Origin of the sequence: Alsobacter ponti, from assembly GCF_024294805.1 — a bacterium.
Classification (GTDB): domain Bacteria; phylum Pseudomonadota; class Alphaproteobacteria; order Rhizobiales; family Beijerinckiaceae; genus Alsobacter; species Alsobacter ponti.
This window is the reverse complement of sequence record NZ_JANCLU010000005.1, coordinates 98,199-120,998: the sequence shown is the minus strand read 5'-3', so window position 1 is coordinate 120,998 and position 22,800 is coordinate 98,199. Positions and strand designations below refer to the sequence as shown.

At 67.3% G+C, this 22,800-nt stretch carries 21 protein-coding genes; 13 read left to right on the top strand and 8 right to left on the bottom strand.

Annotation, left to right across the window (positions count from 1 at the left end):
• Positions 1 to 4: 4 nt before the first annotated feature.
• From NK718_RS06995 to NK718_RS06965, 7 genes are all read right to left on the bottom strand, one after another.
• Positions 5 to 937: a carbohydrate ABC transporter permease gene (locus NK718_RS06995; protein WP_254739995.1), complete on the bottom strand. Its 933-nt coding sequence runs from the start codon at positions 935 to 937 to the stop codon at positions 5 to 7.
• The gene (locus NK718_RS06990) at positions 934 to 1,869 is read right to left on the bottom strand and encodes a carbohydrate ABC transporter permease (protein ID WP_254740281.1); all 936 of its coding nucleotides are present in this window, start codon (positions 1,867 to 1,869) and stop codon (positions 934 to 936) included. Before NK718_RS06990 ends, NK718_RS06995 begins: the two co-directional genes overlap by 4 nt.
• 84 nt (positions 1,870 to 1,953) lie before the next feature.
• Positions 1,954 to 3,162, bottom strand: coding sequence for an ABC transporter substrate-binding protein (locus NK718_RS06985; RefSeq protein ID WP_254740279.1), 1,209 nt, complete (start codon positions 3,160 to 3,162; stop codon positions 1,954 to 1,956).
• 188 nt (positions 3,163 to 3,350) lie between these two features.
• On the bottom strand, positions 3,351 to 4,127 hold the full coding sequence (locus NK718_RS06980; protein WP_254739993.1) for an enoyl-CoA hydratase/isomerase family protein: 777 nt from the start codon (positions 4,125 to 4,127) through the stop codon (positions 3,351 to 3,353).
• Positions 4,124 to 5,716, bottom strand: a complete 1,593-nt coding sequence (locus NK718_RS06975) for an acyl CoA:acetate/3-ketoacid CoA transferase (RefSeq protein WP_254739992.1) — start codon at positions 5,714 to 5,716, stop codon at positions 4,124 to 4,126. Before NK718_RS06975 ends, NK718_RS06980 begins: the two co-directional genes overlap by 4 nt.
• Before the next feature lie 12 nt (positions 5,717 to 5,728).
• Positions 5,729 to 6,730, bottom strand: coding sequence for a Gfo/Idh/MocA family protein (locus NK718_RS06970; RefSeq protein ID WP_254739991.1), 1,002 nt, complete (start codon positions 6,728 to 6,730; stop codon positions 5,729 to 5,731).
• A 186-nt stretch (positions 6,731 to 6,916) separates the two neighbouring features.
• Positions 6,917 to 7,825: a LysR family transcriptional regulator gene (locus NK718_RS06965; RefSeq protein WP_254739989.1), complete on the bottom strand. Its 909-nt coding sequence runs from the start codon at positions 7,823 to 7,825 to the stop codon at positions 6,917 to 6,919.
• 156 nt (positions 7,826 to 7,981) lie between these two features.
• Here NK718_RS06965 and NK718_RS06960 point away from each other — a divergent pair, with 156 nt between their 5' ends.
• The 13 genes from NK718_RS06960 (at position 7,982) to NK718_RS06900 (ending at position 21,399) form a co-directional block, all read left to right on the top strand.
• The gene (locus NK718_RS06960) at positions 7,982 to 8,662 is read left to right on the top strand and encodes an RraA family protein (protein WP_254740277.1); all 681 of its coding nucleotides are present in this window, start codon (positions 7,982 to 7,984) and stop codon (positions 8,660 to 8,662) included.
• A gap of 40 nt (positions 8,663 to 8,702) precedes the next feature.
• Positions 8,703 to 10,217 carry an ABC transporter substrate-binding protein gene (locus tag NK718_RS06955; protein WP_254739987.1) on the top strand — a complete coding sequence of 505 codons (1,515 nt, stop codon included), beginning with the start codon at positions 8,703 to 8,705 and terminating at the stop codon, positions 10,215 to 10,217.
• A gap of 43 nt (positions 10,218 to 10,260) precedes the next feature.
• A complete protein-coding gene (locus tag NK718_RS06950; protein ID WP_254739985.1) occupies positions 10,261 to 11,664 on the top strand; it encodes a M20/M25/M40 family metallo-hydrolase in 1,404 nt (467 codons plus the stop codon).
• Entirely contained in the window at positions 11,664 to 12,581 is a 918-nt protein-coding gene (locus NK718_RS06945; RefSeq protein ID WP_254739983.1) for an ABC transporter permease, read from the top strand. Before NK718_RS06950 ends, NK718_RS06945 begins: the two co-directional genes overlap by 1 nt.
• A gap of 2 nt (positions 12,582 to 12,583) precedes the next feature.
• On the top strand, positions 12,584 to 13,453 hold the full coding sequence (locus tag NK718_RS06940) for an ABC transporter permease (RefSeq protein ID WP_254739981.1): 870 nt from the start codon (positions 12,584 to 12,586) through the stop codon (positions 13,451 to 13,453).
• On the top strand, positions 13,453 to 14,451 hold the full coding sequence (locus NK718_RS06935) for an ABC transporter ATP-binding protein (RefSeq protein WP_254739979.1): 999 nt from the start codon (positions 13,453 to 13,455) through the stop codon (positions 14,449 to 14,451). Before NK718_RS06940 ends, NK718_RS06935 begins: the two co-directional genes overlap by 1 nt.
• On the top strand, positions 14,448 to 15,470 hold the full coding sequence (locus NK718_RS06930; protein WP_254739977.1) for an ABC transporter ATP-binding protein: 1,023 nt from the start codon (positions 14,448 to 14,450) through the stop codon (positions 15,468 to 15,470). Before NK718_RS06935 ends, NK718_RS06930 begins: the two co-directional genes overlap by 4 nt.
• 281 nt (positions 15,471 to 15,751) lie before the next feature.
• On the top strand, positions 15,752 to 16,909 hold the full coding sequence (locus NK718_RS06925) for a M20 aminoacylase family protein (RefSeq protein ID WP_254739975.1): 1,158 nt from the start codon (positions 15,752 to 15,754) through the stop codon (positions 16,907 to 16,909).
• A gap of 22 nt (positions 16,910 to 16,931) precedes the next feature.
• Positions 16,932 to 17,909: a substrate-binding domain-containing protein gene (locus NK718_RS06920; RefSeq protein ID WP_254739973.1), complete on the top strand. Its 978-nt coding sequence runs from the start codon at positions 16,932 to 16,934 to the stop codon at positions 17,907 to 17,909.
• Positions 17,910 to 17,953: 44 nt separating this feature from the next.
• Positions 17,954 to 18,817, top strand: coding sequence for an ABC transporter substrate-binding protein (locus NK718_RS06915; protein WP_254739971.1), 864 nt, complete (start codon positions 17,954 to 17,956; stop codon positions 18,815 to 18,817).
• A gap of 25 nt (positions 18,818 to 18,842) precedes the next feature.
• On the top strand, positions 18,843 to 19,577 hold the full coding sequence (locus tag NK718_RS06910; protein WP_254739969.1) for an amino acid ABC transporter permease: 735 nt from the start codon (positions 18,843 to 18,845) through the stop codon (positions 19,575 to 19,577).
• 2 nt (positions 19,578 to 19,579) lie between these two features.
• The gene (locus NK718_RS06905; RefSeq protein WP_371877236.1) at positions 19,580 to 20,374 is read left to right on the top strand and encodes an amino acid ABC transporter ATP-binding protein; all 795 of its coding nucleotides are present in this window, start codon (positions 19,580 to 19,582) and stop codon (positions 20,372 to 20,374) included.
• Entirely contained in the window at positions 20,371 to 21,399 is a 1,029-nt protein-coding gene (locus NK718_RS06900; RefSeq protein WP_254739967.1) for an asparaginase, read from the top strand. Before NK718_RS06905 ends, NK718_RS06900 begins: the two co-directional genes overlap by 4 nt.
• A 70-nt stretch (positions 21,400 to 21,469) precedes the next feature.
• On the opposite strand, the gene NK718_RS06895 is transcribed toward NK718_RS06900, so the two are convergent.
• The gene (locus NK718_RS06895; RefSeq protein ID WP_254739965.1) at positions 21,470 to 22,534 is read right to left on the bottom strand and encodes an AraC family transcriptional regulator; all 1,065 of its coding nucleotides are present in this window, start codon (positions 22,532 to 22,534) and stop codon (positions 21,470 to 21,472) included.
• Between the last annotated feature and the right edge of the window lie 266 nt (positions 22,535 to 22,800).

Here is a 22,800-nt window from a genome sequence, read left to right as displayed (position 1 = left end):
GGCGTTATCCCTTGACGGCGCCCGCCATCAGGCCGCGCACGAAGTAGCGGCCCGCGACGACGTAGACGAGCAGAGTGGGGAGGGCGGCGATGATGGCGGCCGCCATGTTGACATTGTACTCGACGACGCCGGTCGACGTGTTCACCACGTTGTTGAGCGCCACCGTCATCGGCATCACGTCGCCGGAGCCCGCGTAGGCGGAGGCGAACAGGAAGTCGTTCCAGATATTGGTGAATTGGTAGATCACCGTGACGACGAAGATCGGCGCCGAATTCGGCAAGAGAATGCGCCGGAAGATCTGGAAGAAGCTCGCCCCGTCGACCTGCGCGGCCCGGATCAGCTCGGTCGGGAACGCCTCGTAGTAGTTGCGGAAGAACAGCGTGGTGAAGCCCAGGCCGTAAATGACGTGTACGATGACGAGGTTGACGGTGGGGTTGCCGAAGCCCCAGTTCCAGCCCGTCGCCGACTCCAGGTCCGCGCCGAAGCGCCCGAGCGCGCCCAGGATCGTCGCCATTGGCAGCAGCACGGCCTGGAACGGGATGAAGCAGGCGAACAGCATCAGCCCGAAGACCAGCTTGTGGCCGCGAAACCGCCACTTCGTCAGCACGTAGCCGTTGAGCGAGCCGAGGATCGTCGAGATCAGGACGGCCGGAACCACCATCTTGATGGAGTTCCAGAAATAGCCCTTGATGCCGGCGCAGGTGAGGCCGACGCAGGTTTCGCCCCAGGCTCTCGCCCAGGCGTCGAAGCTGGGGCTTTGCGGCAGCGCCAGCATGTTGCCGGACTGGATCTCGTCCATCGACTTGAACGAGGTCACCAGCATCACGAAGAGCGGGATGAGATAGACGAGCGCGAACAGCAGCAGCAGCCCGTAGATGACGATCCGGTTGGCGAGCGACGATCCGCCGCCCGTCCGCGTGGTCGCGGCGGCGCTCATCGGTTGGTCTCCCTCAACTCGGAATAGAGATAGGGAACGATGATGGCGGTGATCGTCATCAGCATGATCACGGCGCTGGCCGAGCCGACGGCCATCTCGTTCCGCTTGAACGTGTATTCGTACATGAAGTTGGACGGTAGCCAGGCCGAACCGCCGGGGCCGCCGGAGGTGAGCGCGACCACGAGGTCGTAGGACTTGATCGCCATGTGGGCGAGCACGATGAAGGCGGACAGGAAGATCGGCCGGAGCATCGGAATGACGATGCGGCGGTAGGTCGCGACCGGCGTGGCGCCGTCGATCTGAGCCGCCTTCAGGATCTCGCCGTCGATGCCGCGCAGGCCCGCCAGGAACATCGCCATCACGAAGCCCGACGCCTGCCACACGCCGGCGATGACGACGGTGTAGATGACGCGGTCCTTGTTCTTGATCCAGTCGAAATGGAAGCTCGTGAACCCCCATTCGTGCAACGTCCGCTCCAGCCCCAGTCCGGGATCGAGGAACCACTTCCACGCCACGCCCGTGACGATGAAGGAGAGCGCCATCGGGTAGAGATAGATTGGGCGCAGCACGCCCTCGCCGCGGATCTTCTGGTCGAGCAGGATCGCCAGCAGCAGCCCGAGCGCGAGGCAGACGCCGATATAGAGAACGCCGAAAATGCCCAGGTTGGTGATCGACGTGTACCAGCTCGACGGCGGGTCGGACTGGAAGGTCCACGTCCACAGGCGCTGGTAGGCCCGCGAGTCCGTCAGGACGTAGCTGGGGAAGGTCTTGGAATTGGTGAAGGACAGGTAGATCGTCCACAGGATGAACCCGTAGACGAACACGAGGACGGCCGCGAAGCTCGGCGCGAGCACGATTTTGGGCAACGCGTCCTGCAGCTTCCCGCGCAGCGAGACGGCGCCCGCTTCACGTTCCGGCCGCGCGGTCGGCATCGTGGTGATCGTCACGAGTCCCTCCCTCGTCACTTCCCGGCTGGTGGGGCGCGGCGGACGCAAGCCCGCCGCGCCGAGCCCTCGTTACTTCGCGTCGTTGATCGCCGCGACCAGCTGCTTGACCGCCTCGTCGGAGGTCTTGATCTGGTCGTGCACGAACTTCGTCACGACGTCCTTGTAGGCGTTGGCGACGGCCGGCGGGGCGCCGTAGCCCTGGGCGAGCGAGCCGAACAGCGTGCCCTTCTCGTTGGCCGCCTTCAGGTCCGCGATGCCCTTCTTGCCGCAGGCGTCGAAGTCGGTGTCCGGCACGTCGGTGCGCGCGGGCACCGAGCCCTTCACCACGTTGAACGCCGACTGGAAGCTCTTCGACAGGGTCGCCGTCGCGAGCGCGACCTGCGCGGCCTTGCGGTCGGCGGGCACGTTGAACATGCCGAACATGTCGGAGTTGTAGATCACCGAGCCGTCGGTGCCGGGGAAGCGGTAGCACAGGTAATCCGTGCCCGGCTGCTTCTTGGCGGCGACGAACTCACCCTTGGCCCAGTCGCCCATCACCTGCACGAGCGCGTCGCCCTTGATCACCATGGCTGTCGCCAGGTTCCAGTCGCGGCCCGAGAAGTTCGGATCGACATAGGGTTTGAGCTTGGCGAGATTGTCGAACGACTTCTTCATCGTGTCGGACTTCAGCGCCGACTCGTCGAGGTCGTTCATCGCCTTCTTGTAGAACTCGGGTCCGCCGGTCGACAGCACGATGCTGTCGAACATCGTGGCTTCCTGCCAGTTCTGTCCGCCGAGCGCGAGCGGGATCACGCCCGCCGCCTTGGCCTTGTCGAGCAGTGCGATGAACTCGTCGAAGGTCTTGGGCTGCGTGCCGCCGATCTTGTCCATGACGGCCTTGTTGATCCACAGCCAGTTCACGGAATGGACGTTGACCGGGGCGGCGACCCACTTGCCCTTGTAGACGGCGAATTTCTGGAGCGGCGCGGGAACGGACTTGTCCCAGCCTTCCTTCTTGGCCGTTTCGGTGAGGTCGCCCATCACGCCCGCGGCCGCGTAGTCCAGCACCGTGTAGCCGAGCATCTGCGAGGCGGTGGGATAGTTGCCCGCCGCGACCATGGCCTTCAGCGCGGTCATCGCGGCGTCGCCGCCGCCGCCGGCCACCGGCACGTCCTTCCAGCCGTAGCCTTCCTTGGCGAGATCCTGCTTCAGCACGTTCAGCGCCGCCGCTTCGCCGCCCGACGTCCACCAGTGCAGCATCTGCACTTCCTTGGTTTGCGCCGACGCTCCGGCAACCATGGCCGTCGACGCGAGCAGCGCGCCAGCCACCGCTTTCACGATCGTCCTCATTCGTTTCCTCCCTACGCATTGCGGGCGCCGGAGTCGTCCGGCGGCGTTTCCCCTGCGTCGTCCAGATCCCCGCCATCGCGGCGGACCCGTGTCGGCAGTGAAATCCATTGGCGAGGCGGACGCCATCGCTTTTTACCTCACGTGTTCCGGTAGGCCGGCGGTCGCTTCTCGCGGAAGCTCGCGACCCCCTCGGCGCCGTCGTCCGTGAAAGAGGCGAGGGCCCCCGCGAGCCCTTCCAGCGTGGCCGAGGCGTCGCCCTCGCCCTCGGCCGCATTGATGAGCTGCTTGGCGATGGCGGTGGCGGCCGGGCCGCGCCCGGCGATGCGCGCCGCGATCTCGCGCGCCCGGGCCATCGCCCCGCCGGTTTCCACCACCTCGTCGACGATGCCGAGCTGCAAAGCCCGTTCGGCGGTGACGATGTCACCCGTCAGGGCCAGACGGCGCACGACGCCGGCGCCGAAGCGGCGGACGAGCCGTTGCGTGCCCGACCAGCCGGGGATCATGGCGATCCCGGTTTCGGGCAGGCCGAACTTGGCCTGCGTTTCGGCGATGCGCATGTCGGCCGTGCCGGCGAGTTCCAGCCCCCCGCCGAGGGCGTGGCCGTTGAGCGCCGCGATGAGCGGCACGCGCAGGCGCGCCAACGCGTCGAAGGCGCGGTGGCCGTCTCGCGTCCAGGTCCGCCACATCTCCAGCGCGGGCAGTTCGCCCCATGCGGCGATGTCGCCGCCGGCGCAGAACCCCTTGCCCTCGCCGGTGAGGATTGCGGCGCGCACCTCGCGGTTCGCGTCGATGCGCAGGGCCGCAGCGTGCAGCGCGGCAATCATGTCGGCGTCGAGAGCGTTCAGTTTCGCGGGACGCGCCAGCGTGACGACCGCCACCGCGCCCTCCATCGAGAGGCGAACCGCGTCCGTCATCGCGCCGCCTCCTTCAGCCGCAGCCCGATGGGCTCGGGCCTGAACATGCTCGCGTCCATGAGGCGCGGGGGCGTGGGCGTCAGAAGCTGGAATTCGGCCTGGTCCAGAACGTCGCGCCGCAGGTCCACGCCCGGCGCGATCTCGGTCACCACGATCCCGTCGGGCGTCAGCTTCATGACGCAACGTTCGGTCACGTACGTCACGTCCTGCCCCTGCGCGACCGCACGGCGGCCCGAAAACGAGACGTGCTCCACGGCGTTGACGAGCTTGCGGACCTTCCCCTCCCTGCGGATCGCGAGCGCTTCGCCCTCTATGGCGAGGTCCGCGGCCGCTGAGAAGAAGCCTGAGAACACGATCTTGCGAGCCCGCGCGGTGATGTCGACGAAGCCGCCCGCGCCAGCCGTCACGTGGGGGCGCACCCCGAGCTTCGAGACGTTGACCGAGCCTTCGCGGTCGATCTGGAGGAACGACAGCAGGGAGGCGTCGAAGCCGCCGCCCTGGAAATAGGTGAACTGGTAGGGCGAGGGCACGATGCACTCGGCGTTCGAGGCGCAGCCGAACTGGAAGTCGAGCAGCGGCACGCCGCCCACGGCCCCCTGTTCGATCACCCAGGTCACGTCGCCGTGGCGGCCTTCCTCGATCAGGATGCGCGGTACGTTGGCGGAGATGCCGAAGCCGATATTGACGGCGTCGCCGCGTGTCAGCTCCTGCGCGACGCGGCGGGCGATCACCTTCGAGACGTCGAAGGCCGGCAGCTCGAAGGAGGAGAGGGGACGGAACACCTCTCCCGAGATGGCGGGCTCGTACACGGTCTGCGTGGTCTGCATCTGGTCCGGCGCGACGACGATGGCGTCGACGAGGATGCCGGGCACCATGACGTCGTGCGGCTTCAGCGTGCCGGCCTGGGCGAGGCGTTTCACCTGCGCGATGACGACGCCCCCATTGTTGCGCACCGCCAGGGCCTGGTCGAGCGGGCCGAGATACCCGCCCTCGTGCTCGTAGCTGAGGTTGCCGCGCTCGTCGGCCGTGGTGGCGCGGATGATCGCCACCCGAGGCACGATGGAGGGGAAGAAGAGCCACGTGTCGCCGGCGAACTGGACCTTGCTCACCACCGGCTCGGCCGCCGCGCGCGCGTTCATGGCGCAGCCTTCCCGGTCGGGATCGACGAAGGTGTCGAGCCCGACTTTCGTGAGCACGCCCGGCCGGTGGGCCGCCGCCTCCCGGTGCATGTCGAACAGGATGCCGGAGGGGATGTTGTAAGCCGGGATCTCGTTGCCGGTGACCATGCGCCAGATGGCGGGCGGGGCGGCGGAGGAGGGCCCCGACGGATAGGAGCCCGCGAGCACCTTGGCCAGCAGGCCCTCTCGGGCGATGTGGTCGATGCCCTTGATGCCCCACATGTCGCCCGCGGCGATCGGGTGCAGCGTGGTGATCGAACGCGGATGCCCGGTTGTCTCGAACCGCCGGCCGAGCGCCGCCAGCACGGCGTCCGGGCACCCCAGGCCCGAGGACGAGGACACGGTGACGACCGCGCCGTCCGGCACCAGGGCGGCGGCTTCGTCGGCGGTCAGGATGCGGGGAAAGGCCATGGCGTCCTCGTCTCAGATTTGCGGGTCGACGCCGACGGCGCGTCCGGTGGCGGCGGACTCGAGCACGGCGGCGGCCATGGCGAGAGAGCGCACCCCGTCCTCGCCCGTCGCGGCGGGTCGACCCTCGCCCCGGATAGCCGCGTGGAAGGCGGCGACGGAGCGTTCGTAGAGATTGACGCGGTCGATCGGCAGGTGCTCCTCGCCCGCCGCGGTGCGCAGCAGGACTTCGCCGACCGGCTTCTGGGTCATGCAGTCCCGGCCGATCAGCGAACCCTCCGTGCCGTGCACCTCGAAGCCGGTGCCTGCGTATTGCGTCGTGAACGCGTCGTGGAACTGGGCGAGCACGCCGGAGGCGAAGCGCACCGTGCCCATCACGCCGTCCTCCACGCCCTGCGCGCCCATGCCGCCGTGCTGGGTGAAGGCGGCGACCTCGACCGGCTCGTCGCCGAGCACGAAGCGGAGCGTGTCGGCGTCGTGGACGGTGATGTCCATCACCACGCCCGCCCCCGCGCCGGGAGAGGCGATGCGCCAGCCCTGCAGGTGTGGCGGCAGGTAGACGGCGTGGAACACCCGGGCGAAGAGGGGCTTGCCGATGCGGCCGGCCACGATGGCTTCGCGCATCGCGCGATGCGTGCCGGCGTTGCGCAGGTGGTGGTTCGTGCCCATCGTCACGCCGGCCTCGCGGCAGGCCGCCACCATGTCGCGCGCGCCTGCGACGGTGAGGTCCAGCGGCTTCTCGCAGAGCACGTGCTTGCCGGCGCGGGCGGCGGCGAGCGTCTGGGCGTGGTGCAAATCGTTGGTGGTGGAGATATAGACGGCATCCACGCCGGAGCCGAGCAGGGCGTCCAGGCTGTCGACGCCGGCCGGGATGTCATGGTCCCGCGCGATGGAGCGTGCGCGCTCGGCGTCGCTCGACATCACCGCGGCGATCTCGCCGCCGTTGGCCCGAATGGCGTCGATCATCCACTCCCGCGCGATCGTGCTCGCGCCGATCAGGCCCCAGCGGACGCTCATCCTCGTTCCTCCTTGCCCGCCAGAGCCCCGCCTGTTCACGACACAGCGGTGGTTTGCGGGCTTGTCCTCTCGCCCGCCGAAAGCGGAAAGCGGGGGAGACGGACTCGTTTTAGATCGGTCCAAAAAAACTATTGGATCGATCCAAAGGTGTCAACGGAGGTTTTCGAAGCACTCACAAGGGAGGAGCTACGCCGCCGTCTCCTTCCGGCGCGAAGTCTTGGCCAGCACATCGCGGGCGATGTCCACGAACTCCGTGGCGAGCCGCGAGACCGATCTCGACTTGGCGTGCAGAACCTCCGCGACGATCGGGATTTCAGGTTCGAACGGCCGCATGACGATTTCTGGATAGACGTTCTCCAGGAGCGAGAAGTCGTCGACGAGGGCGACGCCGACCCCCTCGTGGACGAGGGCCCACGCATTGGCGACCCACCCCACCTCGATGACGGACTTGACGCGCACGCCAGCCCGCGTGAGCGCCGCGTCCAGGATCGGCCGCAGACCCTGCTCCTCCGAATACGAAATCAGGTTCTGCCCGACGAGGTCGGCCGGCCTGATGACGGAGCGGGAGGCCAACTCGCTGCTCGCCGGCACGATGCAGGCGACCCGGCCGGTGCACAGGGGGGAAGATGCCACATGCGCGTGCTCGTCGGCCAGGAAGGCGAAACCGAGATCGGCGCGCTGGGTGGCGATGCGCTGGACGATGTCGCGTCGCGGCCGCACCTCGAGCTTCAGCCGGACGTCGGGGCGGGTTCGCAGGAACGCCGAGACGACGCGGGGCAGGGCCGCCCAGCCGAGGGTCGGGATGGTGACGATGGTAAGCGCGCCGCTGCGTGTCTCCCGCAAGGACTCGACCACTTGCCTGACGCCGCGCAGATCCTCGAAGACCCGGTCGACCTCCGGTAGGAGCGCCTGCGCCTCCGCGGTCGGCACGAGCCGTCCCTTGACGCGTTGGAACAGCGAGAACCGCAGCTGGTCCTCCGTCCGCCGCAGGATCTTGGTCACCGCCGGCTGGCTGAGATTGAGGGTCCGGGCCGCGGCCGTTACGGAGCCCGTCTGCATCACGGCCCAGAAAATCTCGAGTTGCCGGTAGTCCATCCGCGATCCTGCTGTTCTTCCGGTCGAGCCTATTCCTTGAGGTTATGCCCTGTCGAGTGATCGGCATTGGACACGGCCGACGGTCGGCTCCTAGCGTCGGTGCCAAGCCGCAATTCAGCGTTGCACGCGAACACAAGGGAGCGACCGGTGGCCGGTATGGAAAAGCATGCCCTTCATGGGCAGATCGTCAGGGACTTCGAGCGCGCCCCCGCGGAGCTGGTGAAGCGGTTCGATAAGCACGACACCGCCAAGCTCGTCGACTCGATGGGCGGCTACGGCGCCATGCACTACGAAATCAAGCCTCTCGAGAACTCGATGCGAGTCCTCGGAACCGCGTTGACCGTGCTGACCCGTCCCGGCGACGCCCTGTACGTCCAGAAGGCGATCGACCTGACGAAACCCGGCGACGTGATCATCATCAGCGCCGGCGGCTACAAGGACGTCTGCGTCATCGGCGAACGGCTGGGCTATTTCTTCAAGCGCAACGGCGCCGTCGGCATCATCGTCGACGGGGCGATCCGCGACGCCATCGGCATGGTCGCCGATGCGCCGCCCACCTTCGCCCGCTCGACCTGCCTGCGGATCTTCGGCTCGACGGGTCCGGGCGCCATCAACGTCCCGGTGAGCTGCGGCGGCGTGACGGTCAACCCCGGAGACATTATCATGGGAGACCGTGACGGGGTGGTCGTGGTGCCTCGGGAGGATGCCGCCCGCGTCGCCGATCTCGCCGATGCCCATCTCGACGGCGAACTCGCGCGGATGAAGGACGTGGAGTCCGGCAAGAGCGTCACCGACGTTTTCGGGCTCCAGCCGAAGTTGGACCGCTGGAACGGCTGAGACACGAACGATCGTTCCGCTCGGTGGGAGGAAAGACATCATGCACGCTCCGACGTCGCGCCTTTTCGCCGTCGCGTTGAGAAGCTGCGCGGCTGCATTCGTCTGTCTCGCCGCGCTGCCCGGCGCCGCCCTGGCGGTCGACCTGACGATCGCGCAGAGCACGGACGCCGTCTCGCTCGACCCCGCCTTCCGGGCCGATACGGCGACGGGCAACGTCCAGCGGCACATCTTCGACACGATCCTGCAGCGCGGACCCGACATGACCATCGGGCCCCAGCTGGCGGAAACCGTTCGGCAGGACGGACCGACGCAGTGGACGGTCGTGCTGCGCCCGGGGCTGAAGTTCTCGAACGGCGAGCCGCTCGACGCCGAGGCGGTGAAGTTCTCGATCGAAAGGATGCAGAATCCCGGCCTGAAGTCTCCGATCCGCGGGTGGTGGACGGGGTTCAAGACCGTCGAGGTCGCGGATGAGCGGACCCTCAAGATCACTACGACCGCGGCGGACCCGCTGTTTCGCGCCCGCATGACCCTGCTCGCGCCCGTCCCGCCGAAATACGTCCGGGACGCCGGCGACGCGGCGTTCGCCCGCAAGCCGGTCGGCAGCGGGCCCTATCGGCTCGTCGACTGGCGGCGCGACGACGCCGTCGTCCTGCAGGCCAATCCGGACTACGCCGGCCAGAAGCCGAAAATCGACCGCGTCGTCTTCCGCGTGGTGCCCGAGGAGCTGTCGCGAGTCGCGGCCTTGCAAACCGGCGAGGCCGACGTTATCGCCGGCATGTCGCCCACCCAGGCCGCCGGTTTGGAGACGAGCCCGGACGCGCGTGTGGAGCGCGCCGCCAGCACCCGCGTGATGGCGGTCCAGTTCGACATCGACGAACCGCCGGGCAACGAACAGAAATTCCGCGACGCCGTCGCCTACGCCATCGACCGCGACGCCATCATCAAGGGGCTGCTGCGCGGCTACGCCGTGCCGGCCAAATCCATCCTCAGTCCCGGCATCCCGGAATGGCCCTCCGACAAGGACTTCACCCGCAAGTACGACCTGGACAAGGCCAAGGCCCTGGTGAAGGAACTCGGGCTGGAAGGACGCGAGATCGTCATGCGCACCTCGTCGGGGCGCTACCCCAACGACCGCGAAACGGCCCTGGCGATCGGGGCCCAGCTCCAGAAGGCGGGCCTGAACGTCAAGGTCCGGCCGGAGGAATGGGGGACGTTCTTCGAGGACCTGAAGAACCACAAGATGTCGGCTCTGTACCTCTCCGGGCAGGGCAATGTCTGGCTCGATCCCTATCCCCAGATCGAGGCCTTCCACACCACCAACGGTCTCCTCTCCGCCTGGAGCGATCCGACGATCGACGCTCTCCTCGCCAAGTCGAACGAGGTCCCCGTGGAGCAGCGTCCTGCCCTGTTCGAGCAGATGCTCGAACGGCTCAGGGACACGACCGCGGCGGTTCCGCTCTATGCCCAGCAGATCATCTATGGTGTCCGCAAGGGCGTGGACTGGAAGCCTCGGTCCGACGAGCAGATCCTCGCCTTCGAGATGAGCAAGAAATAGCCCGGCCCGGGCTCAGACCCCTCCAAGGACGACAGGATTGGGAATGACGAGCGTCGCCGAGAGCCGTGTCCTGGCCAGAATCGAGCAGGACTTCGAGCGGGCCATCGGCGACATCCAGGACGCGATCCGCATTCCCGGCGTCAGCAAGAGCGGAGAAAACCTGGAGGAGATGGCCGCCTGGGTGGCCGACTATCTGCGCCGCCTCGGCGCCGACGTGACGGTATACCCCGGCCAGGTCGCCCCGATCATCGAGGGCGAACTGCGCTCTCCCGGCGCGTCGTACACGCTGCTCTTCTACACGCTTTACGACGTGCAGCCCGCGAACCCCGAGGAATGGAGCTCGCCTCCCTTCGCGGCCGAGATCGTCTCGGACGAGCAGGGACAGCGGCGTCTCGTCGGGAGAGGGACGTTCAACTCGAAGGGCCCCCTCATCGGCTTCCTTGCTGCCGTCCGCGCCTTCCAGGACGCTGGCGTGCCGCTGCCCGTCAACCTGCACTTCCTCATCGAGGGCGAGGAGGAGATCGGCAGCCCCTCTCTCGAGCCTCACTTGCGGGCGCACCTCGACCGGTTCCGTCGCTGCGACGGGGCCTTCCTGCCGTATCTGGGAACGAACACCCAGGGCGTGACGCCGATCCGCCTTGGCTTCAAGGGGCTTGCGTTTCTGGAATTCTCGGTTTCGGGCGGGGCCTGGGGCGGTCCGGCGAAGCACGACATCCACGCCATGCACAGCGGCTGGCTTGCGAGTCCCGGCTGGGAGCTGATGACGGCTCTCTCGACCCTCCAGGATCGCGACGGACGCCTGACCATCGACGGCCTGCCCACGCCGGCGGGCCCCGACGAGGATGACCGCCAGTTGCTGGCGCAGGCCGCGCGGGATCTGAAGCCCGAGACGTTCCTCCGTGAGCTTGGCGCCCAGCGCTTCAAGCACGGCGAGAGCTTCGAAGGCGAGCTGACCCATTTCCTCTTCGACCCGACCCTCAATGTCGATGGAATCTGGGTGGGCTCGACGCCTCCGGGCACGGTCCCGGCGACGCATCTGGCGCAGCGGGCCAGCGCGATCCTCGATTTGCGGTTCGTGCCGGGCATGGAGGTGGACCAGACCCTCGGTCTGATCCGCAAGCACCTCGACCGGCGCGGGTTCGGCCATGTCGAGATGCAGGTGCGGACCGCCTATCCCGCCTCGAAATGTTCGCTCCGCGAGCCCGTCGTGCAGGCGCTCGTCCAATCCTGCCGGCAGCACTCCGACCGCGTGACCGTCTTTCCGCTTCATGCGGGAGCTGCCCCGCTCTACCTCTTCTCGGAGGTGATCGGCATTCCCTTCGCGTTCGGAGGGCTGGGGCATGGCGGCCGCCCGCACGCGCCCGACGAGTACCTGAACGTCGACAGCATGCGCGACTATTTCCGTTGCGTGACGTCCTTCCTGTTCGCCCTGGGCGGGGCGACCTGATGTTCGCCTTCCTGGCGCGACGGACGCTCGAGTTCCTGGTCGTCATCTTCGGGGTCCTGACGATCGTCTTCGTGCTGCAGCGCTTCTCGGGCGACCCGACGAACCTGCTGCTGCCCGTCGATGCGCCGCAGGAGGTTCGCACCGAGCTGCGACATCAACTCGGGCTCGATCGGCCGCTGCCGGAGCAATATCTTCGCTTCATCGGGCGGGTGGCGGTCGGCGACCTCGGCGACTCCTACCGGTTCCGGCAGCCGGCGCTCGGACTCGTGCTGGAGCGGCTGCCGGCCACACTCCTGCTGGCCTCCGCCTCCCTGCTGATCAGCCTGGTCCTCGCGTTGCCGCTGGGGACTCTCGCCGCGGTGTACCGCAACACGTGGATCGACAGCCTCGCGACGGGCATCAGCCTCCTCGGGCAGGCGATGCCGGTCTATTGGCTCGGCCTGCTCGGCATCCTGCTGTTTTCGGTTCAATGGCGGCTGCTTCCTTCGATGGGAGGGGGCTCCTTCGCGGCCCTCGTCCTGCCCGCGACCACCCTGGCGGTCTACTCGGCGGCGCGGATCATGCGGCTCACCCGCGCGGCGGTGCTCGACGTTCTCCATCAGGATTTCATCCGTCTCGCGAGGGCCAAGGGGCTCGGCGAAGGCAAGGTCCTCGTCAAGCACGCGCTCCGCAACGCCTCGATTCCGATCGTGACAATCATCGGCCTGCAGTTCGGCGGCCTGCTCGGCGGAGCGGTCATCACCGAGACCGTTTTTGCGTGGCCGGGGGTGGGGCGGCTCGCGGTGAACGCCGTGCAGCAGCGGGACTTCCCCGTCGTTCAGGCCGTCACCGTCGTCATCGCGCTCGCATTCTCGCTGATCAACCTGGCCGTGGACGTCCTCTATGCGCGGCTGAACCCTCGAATCCGGCTCGGCTAGGCATGAGCTGGATTCTTCGGCGTCTCGACGCAAAGGGCATTCTCGGGTTCGCGATCCTCGCCGTCGTCGTGCTCTGCGCGGTGGCGGCTCCGTGGTTGTCGCCGTTGGACCCGAACGCCCAGGATCTCGCGAGCGCCATCGCGCCGCCCGCCTTCGGCGGAGGCACGGCGGAACACTGGCTCGGAACGGATCGGCTCGGGCAGGATGTCCTGAGCCGGATCATCTACGGCTCGCGCGTGTCGCTCGTCACCGCGCTGGCGGCGGTGGCCGGGTCCGCGCTCGTGGGCACCGTGCTGGGCATGATCGCCGGCTACTTCGGCGGCTTCGCCGCCACCGTCGTGATGCGGCTCGTCGATATCGTCCTCGCCGTGCCGTTCATCCTGCTGGCGCTCGTCTTCATGACCGTGTTCGGCCCCAGCCTCCTGAACGTCATCATCGCGTTCATCGCCGCGCGCTGGACGCAATACACGCGCATCGCCTACGGGCTCGTGCTGGAGTTGCGCGAGCGCGAGTTCATCCAGGCCTGCGTCGCGGCGGGATTGACGACCACGGACATCCTGCTGCGCCACGTGCTCGTCAACCTGGCGGGACCGTTGCTGGTCGTCGCCACGCTCGAACTCGGCTTCGTCATCCTGATCGAATCCGGCCTGTCGTTCCTGGGTCTCGGCACGCCGCCGGAAGTGCCGTCCTGGGGCGGCATGCTGCAGGAGGGCAGGGCGCTGATCAACGTGGCGTGGTGGCTGACGACCTTCCCGGGGCTCGCCATCATGCTCACCGTTGTCGGCTTCAACTTCATCGGGGACTGGATGCGCGACCAGTTCGATCCGCGGACCGGATCGGTTCGCCCCACCGAGATTGGAAGCCGCGATTGATGGCGGCGGAACGGGCACTCCTCGACGTCCAGGACCTTCGCGTCTCCTTCGGCGAGGGGCCGCGGGCTCGTCCAGCGCTCGACGGGGTGAGCTTTTCGGTTCGCCCGGGCAAGACGCTGGCCATTGTCGGCGAGAGCGGATGCGGGAAGTCGCTGACCGCCTTGTCGATCATGCGCCTGCTGCCGACGCCCCCGGCGCGGATCACGGGCGGGCGCATCCTGTTCGATCGCGGCGATGGGCCGGCGCTCGATCTGGCGAGCGCGGATCGCCGCACGATGCGACGCTTGCGCGGCAAGGACATCGCGATGATCTTTCAGGAGCCGATGACCGCGCTCGATCCGGTCTATCCGATCGGCGATCAGATCGGAGAGGTGCTGGTCGAGCACGAGGGCCTGTCCCGGAAGGACGCGCTGGCCCGGGCCGTCGAGTTGCTCCGACTTGTCGGCGTTCCCTCTCCGGAGGAGCGGGCGCGGCAGTATCCGCATGAGTTCTCGGGCGGAATGCGCCAGCGCGCGGTCATCGCCATCGCGCTGGCGTGCGAACCGGCGCTGCTCATCGCCGACGAGCCGACGACGGCGCTCGATGTCACCGTGCAGGCGCAGGTGCTGCGCCTGATGAGGGACATCCAGCAACGTTTCGCCAGCAGCATCCTGTTCATCACGCACGACATGGGAGTCGTCGGCCAGATGGCCGACGAGGTGGTGGTGATGTATCTCGGCCAGGTCGTCGAGGAGGGGCCCGTCTCGGCCGTCCTGTCGCGCCCGGCCCACCCCTATTCGCAGGGACTGATCGCCTCCATCCCGACGCTCGACATGCCCCGCGACCGGGTGCTCCAGCCCATCTCCGGCATGGTCCCGCCCATCGGGTCGATCACGACGGGCTGCCGGTTCCGCACGCGCTGCCCGCATGCCATGGAGATTTGCCGGCGGGATCCCCCGAAGGTGACCACGCCGGCCGGCAACTCCGCTTCGTGCTGGCTTGTGGAGGAGAGCACGTGAGGGACGACGGGTCGCGCGCGCTCCTTCTTTCCGTTCGTGGGCTCGCCAAGCGCTTCCCCGTCCACAGGGGGCTGTTTCGCCGCCGCGCCGGCGAGGTGCATGCTTTGAACGGCGTCGATCTCGACATCGCCCCCGGCGAGACGCTGGGCCTGGTGGGGGAAAGCGGCAGCGGAAAGACCACTGCGGGGAGGGCGATCCTTCGGCTGCTGGAGCCCTCCGAAGGCCTTGCCTTTTTCCGCAGCCGAACCGTCGCGCAAGCCGGCGGGCCGGAGACCGTCGACCTGTTTCAGGCGCCTCCGTCCCAACTTCGGCTGCTGCGCCGCGACATGCAGATCGTGTTTCAGGACCCGTACTCGTCGCTCAACCCGCGGCTGCGCATCGGCACCAACGTCGCCGAACCCCTCCGGGCCGCCGGCATGAGCAGGCCGTCCCGGCGGGAGATGGTCGCGCAGCTTCTCGACGACGTGGGTCTGGCGTCGAGCCTGATGGAGCGGTTCCCTCACGAATTGTCGGGAGGACAACGGCAACGCGTCGCGATCGCCCGCGCACTGGCCCTGCAGCCGCAATTCATCGTCGCGGACGAGGCCGTGTCGGCGCTCGACGTCTCGATTCAGGCGCAGGTCCTCAACCTGTTCCTCGAACTTCAACGCGCGCGAGGGCTCGCCTATCTGTTCGTCGCCCACAACCTGGCGGTGGTGCGATATGTGAGCCACCGCATCGCGGTCATGTATCTCGGGCGGATCGTGGAACTGGCCGACACCGATGCGCTGTTCGCCCAGCCCCGTCATCCCTACACCGAAGCCCTGATCGATTCCGTCCCGGGGGCTGAGGGCGCGCGGGCCGTGGTGCAGGGGGAGCCGCCCAATCCCATTCGCCCGCCTTCAGGCTGCCCGTTCCACCCGCGCTGCCGCTACGCGCAGCCCGTGTGCGCCACGGAACGTCCGCCGCTGCGCCAGATCACGCCCGCGAGCGCGGCCGCCTGCCATTTCGCCGAAACGCTGGATCTGCAAGGCGTCTGACGCCCGCTGGCCAGAAACCCAAGCGTCGCCCTCGCGGCGCAAGCCGCGATGCCGCGCTTACCCATTCCTTCAGGTTATGGACCCTCATGTAGCGGTCATTTGACAATCAACGTCGCGAGTTCCCATCGTCAGGTTCAACCGCTCCGGGAACCTGGCCTTCGCGGCGGCTCACGGGGTGGAGTCCTGATCGCGCTCCCGCGAGCGCGGCAAGGCGATGGCTTCGGTTCAGGGTGCGGCCAATTGGCCAGCCGCCCGGCAAGACAAAAAAGGGAGTCGCGGCCATGACCATCGTCGAGAGGATCCGAAGCTACCAGGAGGAGCTGGTCGCGATCCGCCGCGACCTGCACGCCCATCCCGAACTGGGCTTCGAAGAACAGCGCACCTCCGACATCGTGGCCGAACGGCTCGCGTCGTGGGGCATCGAGGTGCATCGCGGCCTCGGAAAGACTGGCGTCGTCGGCGTGCTTCGCTCCGGCAGCGGAAACGCGAGGCGGATTGGCCTTCGCGCCGACATGGACGCGCTGCCGATCCAGGAAACGACGGGACTGGACTATGCCTCCAGGAACCCCGGCCGCATGCACGCCTGCGGCCATGACGGCCACACGACGATGCTTCTGGGGGCCGCGCGCTATCTCGCCGAAACAAGGAATTTCGAAGGCATCGCGATCTTCATCTTCCAGCCCGCCGAGGAGGGACTGGGCGGCGCTCGCGCGATGATCGCCGACGGCCTCTTCAGCCAGTTTCCCTGCGACGAAATCTACGGACTCCACAACTCGCCCGACGGGTCTCGCGGACAGATCACGATCAAGCCGGGCCCGGCCATGGCCGCGGCCGACTTCTTCGATATCCGGATCAAGGGCCGGGGCGCGCACGGGGCCTACCCGCACAACGCCGCCGACCCGATCGTGACCGCGATGGCGCTGGGCAACGCGCTGCAAAGCGTCGTGAGCCGGAACATCAACCCCACCGACCCGGCGGTCGTCTCGATCACGCAGATCCATGCGGGCTCGGCCTACAACGTCATCCCCGATACCGCCCATCTCGCCGGCACGGTCCGCACCTTCGACGAGGCGGCGAGAGATCTCGCACGCGCCAGGATCCGGGACATTTCGGCGGGGATCGCGGCGGCGTTCAACTCGACCATCGATGTCGAGATCCGGGAGGTGTTCAGCGTGCTCCGCAACGACCCCGAGAAGGTCGAGGCGGTGGCGGGCGCGGCCGCCGAGCTGTTCGGCGAGGCGGTGCTCAATCGCGAGACGACGCCCCGGATGGGGAGCGAGGATTTCGCCGACATGCTGCACCGCGTTCCGGGCGCCTATTGCTGGCTCGGAATGGAGGCCGGGCCTTCTCTCCACAACCCGAATTATCGTTTCGACGACGAGGTGATCCCGCTGGGAGCGTCGCTCCTCGCGCGGATCGTCGAGCGGCAGGCCGTCTGAACGCCGGAGTCAGGAACCACAGATGACCTCCGTTCCCGTCAACCTGCTGACCCAGGACCACGATCACTACCTGCCGCTCGCCCTGGGCGACGTGTCGATCCCCGGTGTCGACCTGCGGCTCAGGCGGGTGAGGGTCGGGACGACCCAGGGCCTCCTGGAGCGCGTCTACACCGATCCGGAGGTGGATGTCGGGGAAGCCTCCTTCGCCCGCTACGTGAGCCGGATCGCTGAGGGCGACCGGTCGGTCGTGGCGCTGCCGGCCTTCGCCGTGCGCTCCTTCCGTCATCGCTGCTTCTATGTGCGGCGCGGGGACATAAACGACGTCTCGCAATTTCGCGGAAAGACCATCGGCATTTCCGAGTGGCGCGCCACCGGAAACACGTGGACGCGGGCGGTGATGTCGGACGCCGGCGTGCGGACGCAGGACTGCAATTGGATCCTCGCGCGGACGGACAGCGCCAAGAAGCCGCCCCCGCGCGATGCGCTTCCCGCCAATGTGCGGTTCGGGGAAGACAGCGATACGCTGATCGACCTTCTGGTCGCCGGGCGCATCGACGCCTTCATTGCACCGCTGGAGCCGGTCGCCCTGTACGAGAAGGACTGCCCATTCGTCCGGCTCTTCGACGACTACCCGGCGGCCGAGCGCGACTATTTCAAGCGAACCGGAATCTTCCCGGGCCATCACGTCGTGTGTGTGAAGCGCAGTTTTCACGACGCCCACCCGGACCTGACCTGGGCGATCTATCAGGGGCTCGAGGACTCCAAGCGCAGTTGCGACGACAACGCCAAGCTGTTCGGCCAGTCGTCCCCGTGGCTGCTGCGAGACCTGGAAACCGCGCAGGCCCTCATGGGGGAGGATTGGCGGCCCTACGGGGTTCGGAACAACCGCCGGATGATCGACGCGCTGTGCCGCGAGCTGTTCGAGCAGGGTCTCGTCGGCCGGCGGGTCGAAGCTTCGGAGCTGTTCCCCGAGTTCGAGGACGCCTTCCCGATGCGCTAGCACATCGCGATTCTCTTCACGTTGACCGAGGAAAGGGCACCAGCATGCGACGTCCTGCCATCACTGCCATGTCGATCTGGGGAGGCGGCATCCGCCGCCGGACCCGTTCGGCGCTTTCGACGATCATCATCGGCGCCGCCGCCGCTTTCGCGCTGGCGACCGGAGCGCACAGCCAGGACCTCAAGCTGATCAACCCGGGCGAACTGACGGTCGTCTCGCTCGCCGACCAGCCCGGAACGTCCTTCGTGGACGCCAAGGGCGAAGTCCAGGGCATGGCGGTCGACCTGATGAATGCGATCGCGGGCAAGCTCGGGGTGAAGGTCACCTACAGGACGGCGCCCATCGCGACGGTGATCTCGGCGGTTTCGGTCAACCAGTACGACACCGCCGCCGCGGGCCTCGCCGTCACAGAGGAGCGGAAGAAGAGCGTCGACTTCTCCATCCCCTGGAACTACGGCCAGTTGACGGTCATCGTCCGCAACAAGCTGTCCAGCAACGACGTCGAGGGCCTGAAGGGCAAGACGCTCGGCGTGATCACCGGATCGGTGCAGGAGCAGTACGCCCGCGCCAATTTCGGCGGCGTCGACATCAAGAACTTCCAGCAGCAGCCCGCCATGGTGAATGCCCTGCTGGCCAACCAGATCGACGCCCTGATGGTCGGCTCCTATGACGGGAGCACCTATCTGGCGCGGTATCCGGAACTGTCGGTGCCCTTCGTGTCCTCGTCGGACGTCTACAACGCGTTCCCGGTCGCGAAGACCCGCCCCGAGTTCCTGGCGGCGATGAACCGCGCCATGGAGGAACTCTTCGACGACGGCACGTGGATGAAAATCTACAAGAAGTGGTACGCGACCATCGCCGTTCCGAAGCAATTGCTGGAACAGCACCCCAAGCTCAAGCAGCAGTAAGGCTGGCCGGGAAGGGCGGGACAGGATGACCGGGCTCAACAATCTGATCAGGACGTTTTTCGATCTCGAAGAGATGGTGAACGTGTTTCCGACGCTGATCACGGTCGGGCTGCGGAACACGCTGGTCCTGGCCGTCTTCGCGATGCTGTTCGCGGTGGTGTTCGGCTTGCTCCTGTCGCTTCTGCTCGTATCGCGGAACATCGCGGTACGGGCGCCGGCCTTCCTGTACGTGGACGTGTTCAGGGGCCTCCCCGCGATCCTCACCATCTACCTGGTCGGGCAGGGCCTGCCGATCGCGGGCATCGCCCCGTTCGGCCGGTCTCCCTATCCTTACGCCGTCGTCGCCATCGGCATCATCCAGGCGGCCTATCTCGGCGAGATCTTCCGGTCGGGCATCCAGAGCCTCGACCGCAGCCAGATGCTGGCGGCGCGGTCGGTCGGGATGACGCATCACCAGGCCATGTGGCTGATCATCGTTCCGCAGGCGGTGCGCAACGTCCTCCCGGCGACGATGAACCAGTTCATCATCATCGTGAAGGAGACGAGCCTGGTCTATCTGCTCGGCTTGTTTCCCCTCCAGCGCGAACTGTTCAGCATCGCGCAGGACCACGCCGCCAATACGGGCAACCTGTCCTCGCTCGTCGCGGCCGGCATCATCTATTGCATCATCACGGTTCCGCTGACGCATCTCGTCAATTACGTGGACAAGCGCCTGCGTGAGGGGCCCAAGCTGGTTGCGGCCGAGACCGCGGAGGCCTGATCGTGGCAGTGAGCGACCCCATCCTCTCCCGCGACGCCGTGGCCGGCCGAGACGGCGTCGCCGGCGCGGGCTACGCCATCGAGGTCCGCCACCTGTTCAAGAATTTCGGCCAGCAGGTCGTGCTGCGGGATGTCTCGCTGGCGCAGCGCCGTGGCGAGGTCGTGTGCCTCATCGGCGCGTCCGGCTGCGGAAAATCGACCCTGCTCCGGTGCATCAACGGCCTCGAACAACCGACGAGCGGAACGGTCCTGATCAATGGGCTCGACCTGGCCTCGCCGAAGACGAACATCGACGCGGTGCGCTCGCGCGTCGGAATGGTGTTCCAGTCCTTCAACCTCTTCCAGCACCTGAGCGTGCTCGACAATGTCTCCATCGCCCTGCGGCACGTCCGGAAGCTGCCGAGGGCGCAGGCCGAGGAGATCGCGCGCAAGAAGCTCGCGCAGGTGGGCCTGACCGGAAAGGAACGCTCGAGGCCCGCCCAGCTCTCCGGCGGGCAGCAGCAAAGGGTGGCCATCGCGCGGTCGCTGGCGATGGACCCGGAGATCATGCTGTTCGACGAGGCGACGTCGGCGCTCGACCCGGAGCTGGTGAAGGGCATCCTCGCCATCATGCGCGAACTCGCGGAGTCCGGCATGACGATGGTCGTCGTGACGCACGAGATGCGGTTCGCCAGGGAAGTGTCCGACCGCGTGTGCTTCCTCGACAAGGGGGTGATCGTCGAGGAGGGGTCTCCCGCGCGGATCTTCGATGACCCGCAGTCCACGCGCTTGCGGAACTTCCTGGCTCAGGTGCTGTGAGCCACGCCGGTCCCCTGTCCGAGGACGAGCTGGGCCGAACGATCGGCCTCATCGTCGTTCCCGGCACCATCGACGCCGTCCGGGTCCCGGGATCGCGACGACGGCCCGGGATGGATGTCGCCGCCCGCGTCAGCGCGGAGGAGATGGCCGGCACGGTGCGTCGGCTCGCGACGCTCCCCAACCTGACCGTGTTGCCCGGGCCCGAACGGCTGAGTCACGAACTCAGCCCGGACGATTGGTTCGTTCTCGCTCGCCGCATCCAGGACGTGCTGGAGCGCGACCAGGTGGACGGCGTGGTGCTCACCCATGGCACCAACAATCTGGAGGAGATCGCGTTTTTCCTGTCGCTGACGGTGTCGTCGCCGAAGCCCGTCGTGGTCACCGGCGCAATGCTCCCCTGGAACGCGGCCGCAACCGACGGTCCGGCCAACCTGATCGACGCCGTTCTGGTGGCCGCCTCGAACGCGTCCCGGTCGATGGGGGTCGTCATCGCGTTCGGCCGGGACATCTTCGCCCCTCGAAACGCGACCAAGGTCTCGACACATGCGCCCTCGGCGTTCGCCGCGCCCGGCGCCGGGGCACTCGGCAGCGTCGTCGATGATTTCGGCGTCCGCTACACGGGGATGGCGCGCGCGCCGGGAGCGAGCCCGCTCCGTTTCGACCTCGCGACCGTCAAGGTTCTGCCGAGGGTCGATGTGGTTTCGTCCTATGTCGGCGCGGATGGAGCGATGATCGACGCCTGCGTCGCCGCCGGCGCGTCCGGCCTCGTGACGGCGGCCGGAGGCGGTGGCGTCACCACCGCGCTCGAAACCGAAGCGCTCGGGAGAGCGGTTGCGGCTGGAGTGATCGTCTGCCAGGCCTCACGGGTCAGGGGCGGTCTCGTCCGGCCGACGGAGGAACGGCAGGATCGCGGCCTGGTCGCGGCGGGTAATCTGAGCCCGTGGAAAGCGCGCATCCTTCTCATGCTGGCGCTGACGCAGACGAGGGACGTCGACCTCATCAGGCGATATTTCGCCAACAGTTGAGCAGCCGAATGGCGCCTCACCGGTACGAGCTGCTGGCGAACACGGGCTGGCCGGCGAGCGCGGTGAAGCCCTATCTGTCCAGGCGGCGGTAAATGACCGCGGCGAAATCGCCGCCCACGAGTGGGGGGTGCGGATGCTCGGTGCGCGGCACGGAAACCTGACCCGTCTTGCGAACCTCGGAGGGAGTGATCCGGAATTGGGCCCGAAAGGCGCGAGAGAACTCCGGCGGGTCCGGGAAGCCGTGCTCCTCCGCGATCATGGCAATGGTCTTGTGGCTCGACGCGGGATCCTGAAGCGCAGCGTGGGCCAGCGATAGCCGGATGTTCCTGACATAGCGCGCGACGCCGCCTTCCGGTTCGAAAAGCCGGTAGAGCGCCGACCTCGAGAGACCCGCCGCAAAGGCGAGCCGCGCCGGGGTGAGGCGGCTCGAGGCGATGTCGCGGAGAATGGCGCGGCGGACGCGCTCCTTCGCGAAAGCCGTGGCGGAAGCCGCGCTGATCTGAACATGAGTATCGCGCCCCGCGAGCAGGCACGACGAAATCGCGCTCTGCACGATCGCTGCCAGGCAGGGAAGCTCTTCCGGCGGAGCCGCCGCCGCGCGGGCGGGCAGCAACAACATCAGGTCGGCCAGAAGCGCCGCGCCGGTGCCTTGCTGGAGACCGCGCGGCAAGGAATCCAGGCCGCTGGTGAGCCGCAAATCGAAGTCCCGCGGAAAGCACAGCGACACCCATTCAACGTCACGCCAGTCGGCGGACCACGTGTCGGATGCTGAAAAGAGCACGAGGTCGCCGGGCCCGGTCGTTACCTCGAATCCGGGATGTCTCAGTCGACCCTTGCCACGCCGGATGACGCGGAGGACCCAATGATCGATGTGGTCGCGCCTGCGCCGATGAACATCGCGCTGGAAGTTGGCCCACCCCACTCGCGTCTCGCTGAGAACCATCCCTGCGCCGAGCATCCAGTTCTCGCAGCGGACGCGCGGCTCCACGCCTGGGTGCTCGGGCAGGGTGATCTCGTTCAGTGTCCCGAAGGCTGCGTTCCAGGCATCCAGCCGATCTGCCCTCGCGAAGTCGTCAGTGCTGAACAGTATGGACCGGACGATCAGCTCCGACGGAGACGCTGTCGCGGATCGCATAGGCCGCCCTCCGTGCTAGATCCCGTGTAGGATGAGCATGCCAGAGTTTCATCGCAATGCAACATTTACTAAATGGACAACTCAAAAAGTTGAACATTGAAATGTGGGAGTTTCACGTCTCCGGATAACAATGGCCTGCCACTTGGCGATTGGATGACAAGTCGCCATGCTCCCGCCTTACGCTTCATGGGGCTTCAAGTTTGGGACGACGTGCAAAGCCGGGGGACGCTGCGCACTTCACGTTCTTTCCGGCGCGCCTTTAGCTC

Excerpts from the sequence above, each read along its gene's own strand:
- NK718_RS06950 (WP_254739985.1), top strand. The coding sequence starts at position 10,261 with ATGACGAGCGTCGCCGAGAGCCGTGTCCTGGCCAGAATCGAGCAGGAC.
- NK718_RS06945 (WP_254739983.1), top strand. The coding sequence starts at position 11,664 with ATGTTCGCCTTCCTGGCGCGACGGACGCTCGAGTTCCTGGTCGTCATC.
- NK718_RS06985 (WP_254740279.1), bottom strand. The coding sequence starts at position 3,162 with ATGGTTGCCGGAGCGTCGGCGCAAACCAAGGAAGTGCAGATGCTGCAC.
- NK718_RS06995 (WP_254739995.1), bottom strand. The coding sequence starts at position 937 with ATGAGCGCCGCCGCGACCACGCGGACGGGCGGCGGATCGTCGCTCGCC.
- NK718_RS06955 (WP_254739987.1), top strand. The coding sequence starts at position 8,703 with ATGCACGCTCCGACGTCGCGCCTTTTCGCCGTCGCGTTGAGAAGCTGC.
- NK718_RS06970 (WP_254739991.1), bottom strand. The coding sequence starts at position 6,730 with ATGAGCGTCCGCTGGGGCCTGATCGGCGCGAGCACGATCGCGCGGGAG.
- NK718_RS06920 (WP_254739973.1), top strand. The coding sequence starts at position 16,932 with ATGACCTCCGTTCCCGTCAACCTGCTGACCCAGGACCACGATCACTAC.
- NK718_RS06925 (WP_254739975.1), top strand. The coding sequence starts at position 15,752 with ATGACCATCGTCGAGAGGATCCGAAGCTACCAGGAGGAGCTGGTCGCG.
- NK718_RS06910 (WP_254739969.1), top strand. The coding sequence starts at position 18,843 with ATGACCGGGCTCAACAATCTGATCAGGACGTTTTTCGATCTCGAAGAG.
- NK718_RS06965 (WP_254739989.1), bottom strand. The coding sequence starts at position 7,825 with ATGGACTACCGGCAACTCGAGATTTTCTGGGCCGTGATGCAGACGGGC.
- NK718_RS06980 (WP_254739993.1), bottom strand. The coding sequence starts at position 4,127 with ATGACGGACGCGGTTCGCCTCTCGATGGAGGGCGCGGTGGCGGTCGTC.
- NK718_RS06990 (WP_254740281.1), bottom strand. The coding sequence starts at position 1,869 with ATGCCGACCGCGCGGCCGGAACGTGAAGCGGGCGCCGTCTCGCTGCGC.
- NK718_RS06915 (WP_254739971.1), top strand. The coding sequence starts at position 17,954 with ATGCGACGTCCTGCCATCACTGCCATGTCGATCTGGGGAGGCGGCATC.
- NK718_RS06895 (WP_254739965.1), bottom strand. The coding sequence starts at position 22,534 with ATGCGATCCGCGACAGCGTCTCCGTCGGAGCTGATCGTCCGGTCCATA.
- NK718_RS06960 (WP_254740277.1), top strand. The coding sequence starts at position 7,982 with ATGGAAAAGCATGCCCTTCATGGGCAGATCGTCAGGGACTTCGAGCGC.
- NK718_RS06935 (WP_254739979.1), top strand. The coding sequence starts at position 13,453 with ATGGCGGCGGAACGGGCACTCCTCGACGTCCAGGACCTTCGCGTCTCC.
- NK718_RS06940 (WP_254739981.1), top strand. The coding sequence starts at position 12,584 with ATGAGCTGGATTCTTCGGCGTCTCGACGCAAAGGGCATTCTCGGGTTC.
- NK718_RS06975 (WP_254739992.1), bottom strand. The coding sequence starts at position 5,716 with ATGGCCTTTCCCCGCATCCTGACCGCCGACGAAGCCGCCGCCCTGGTG.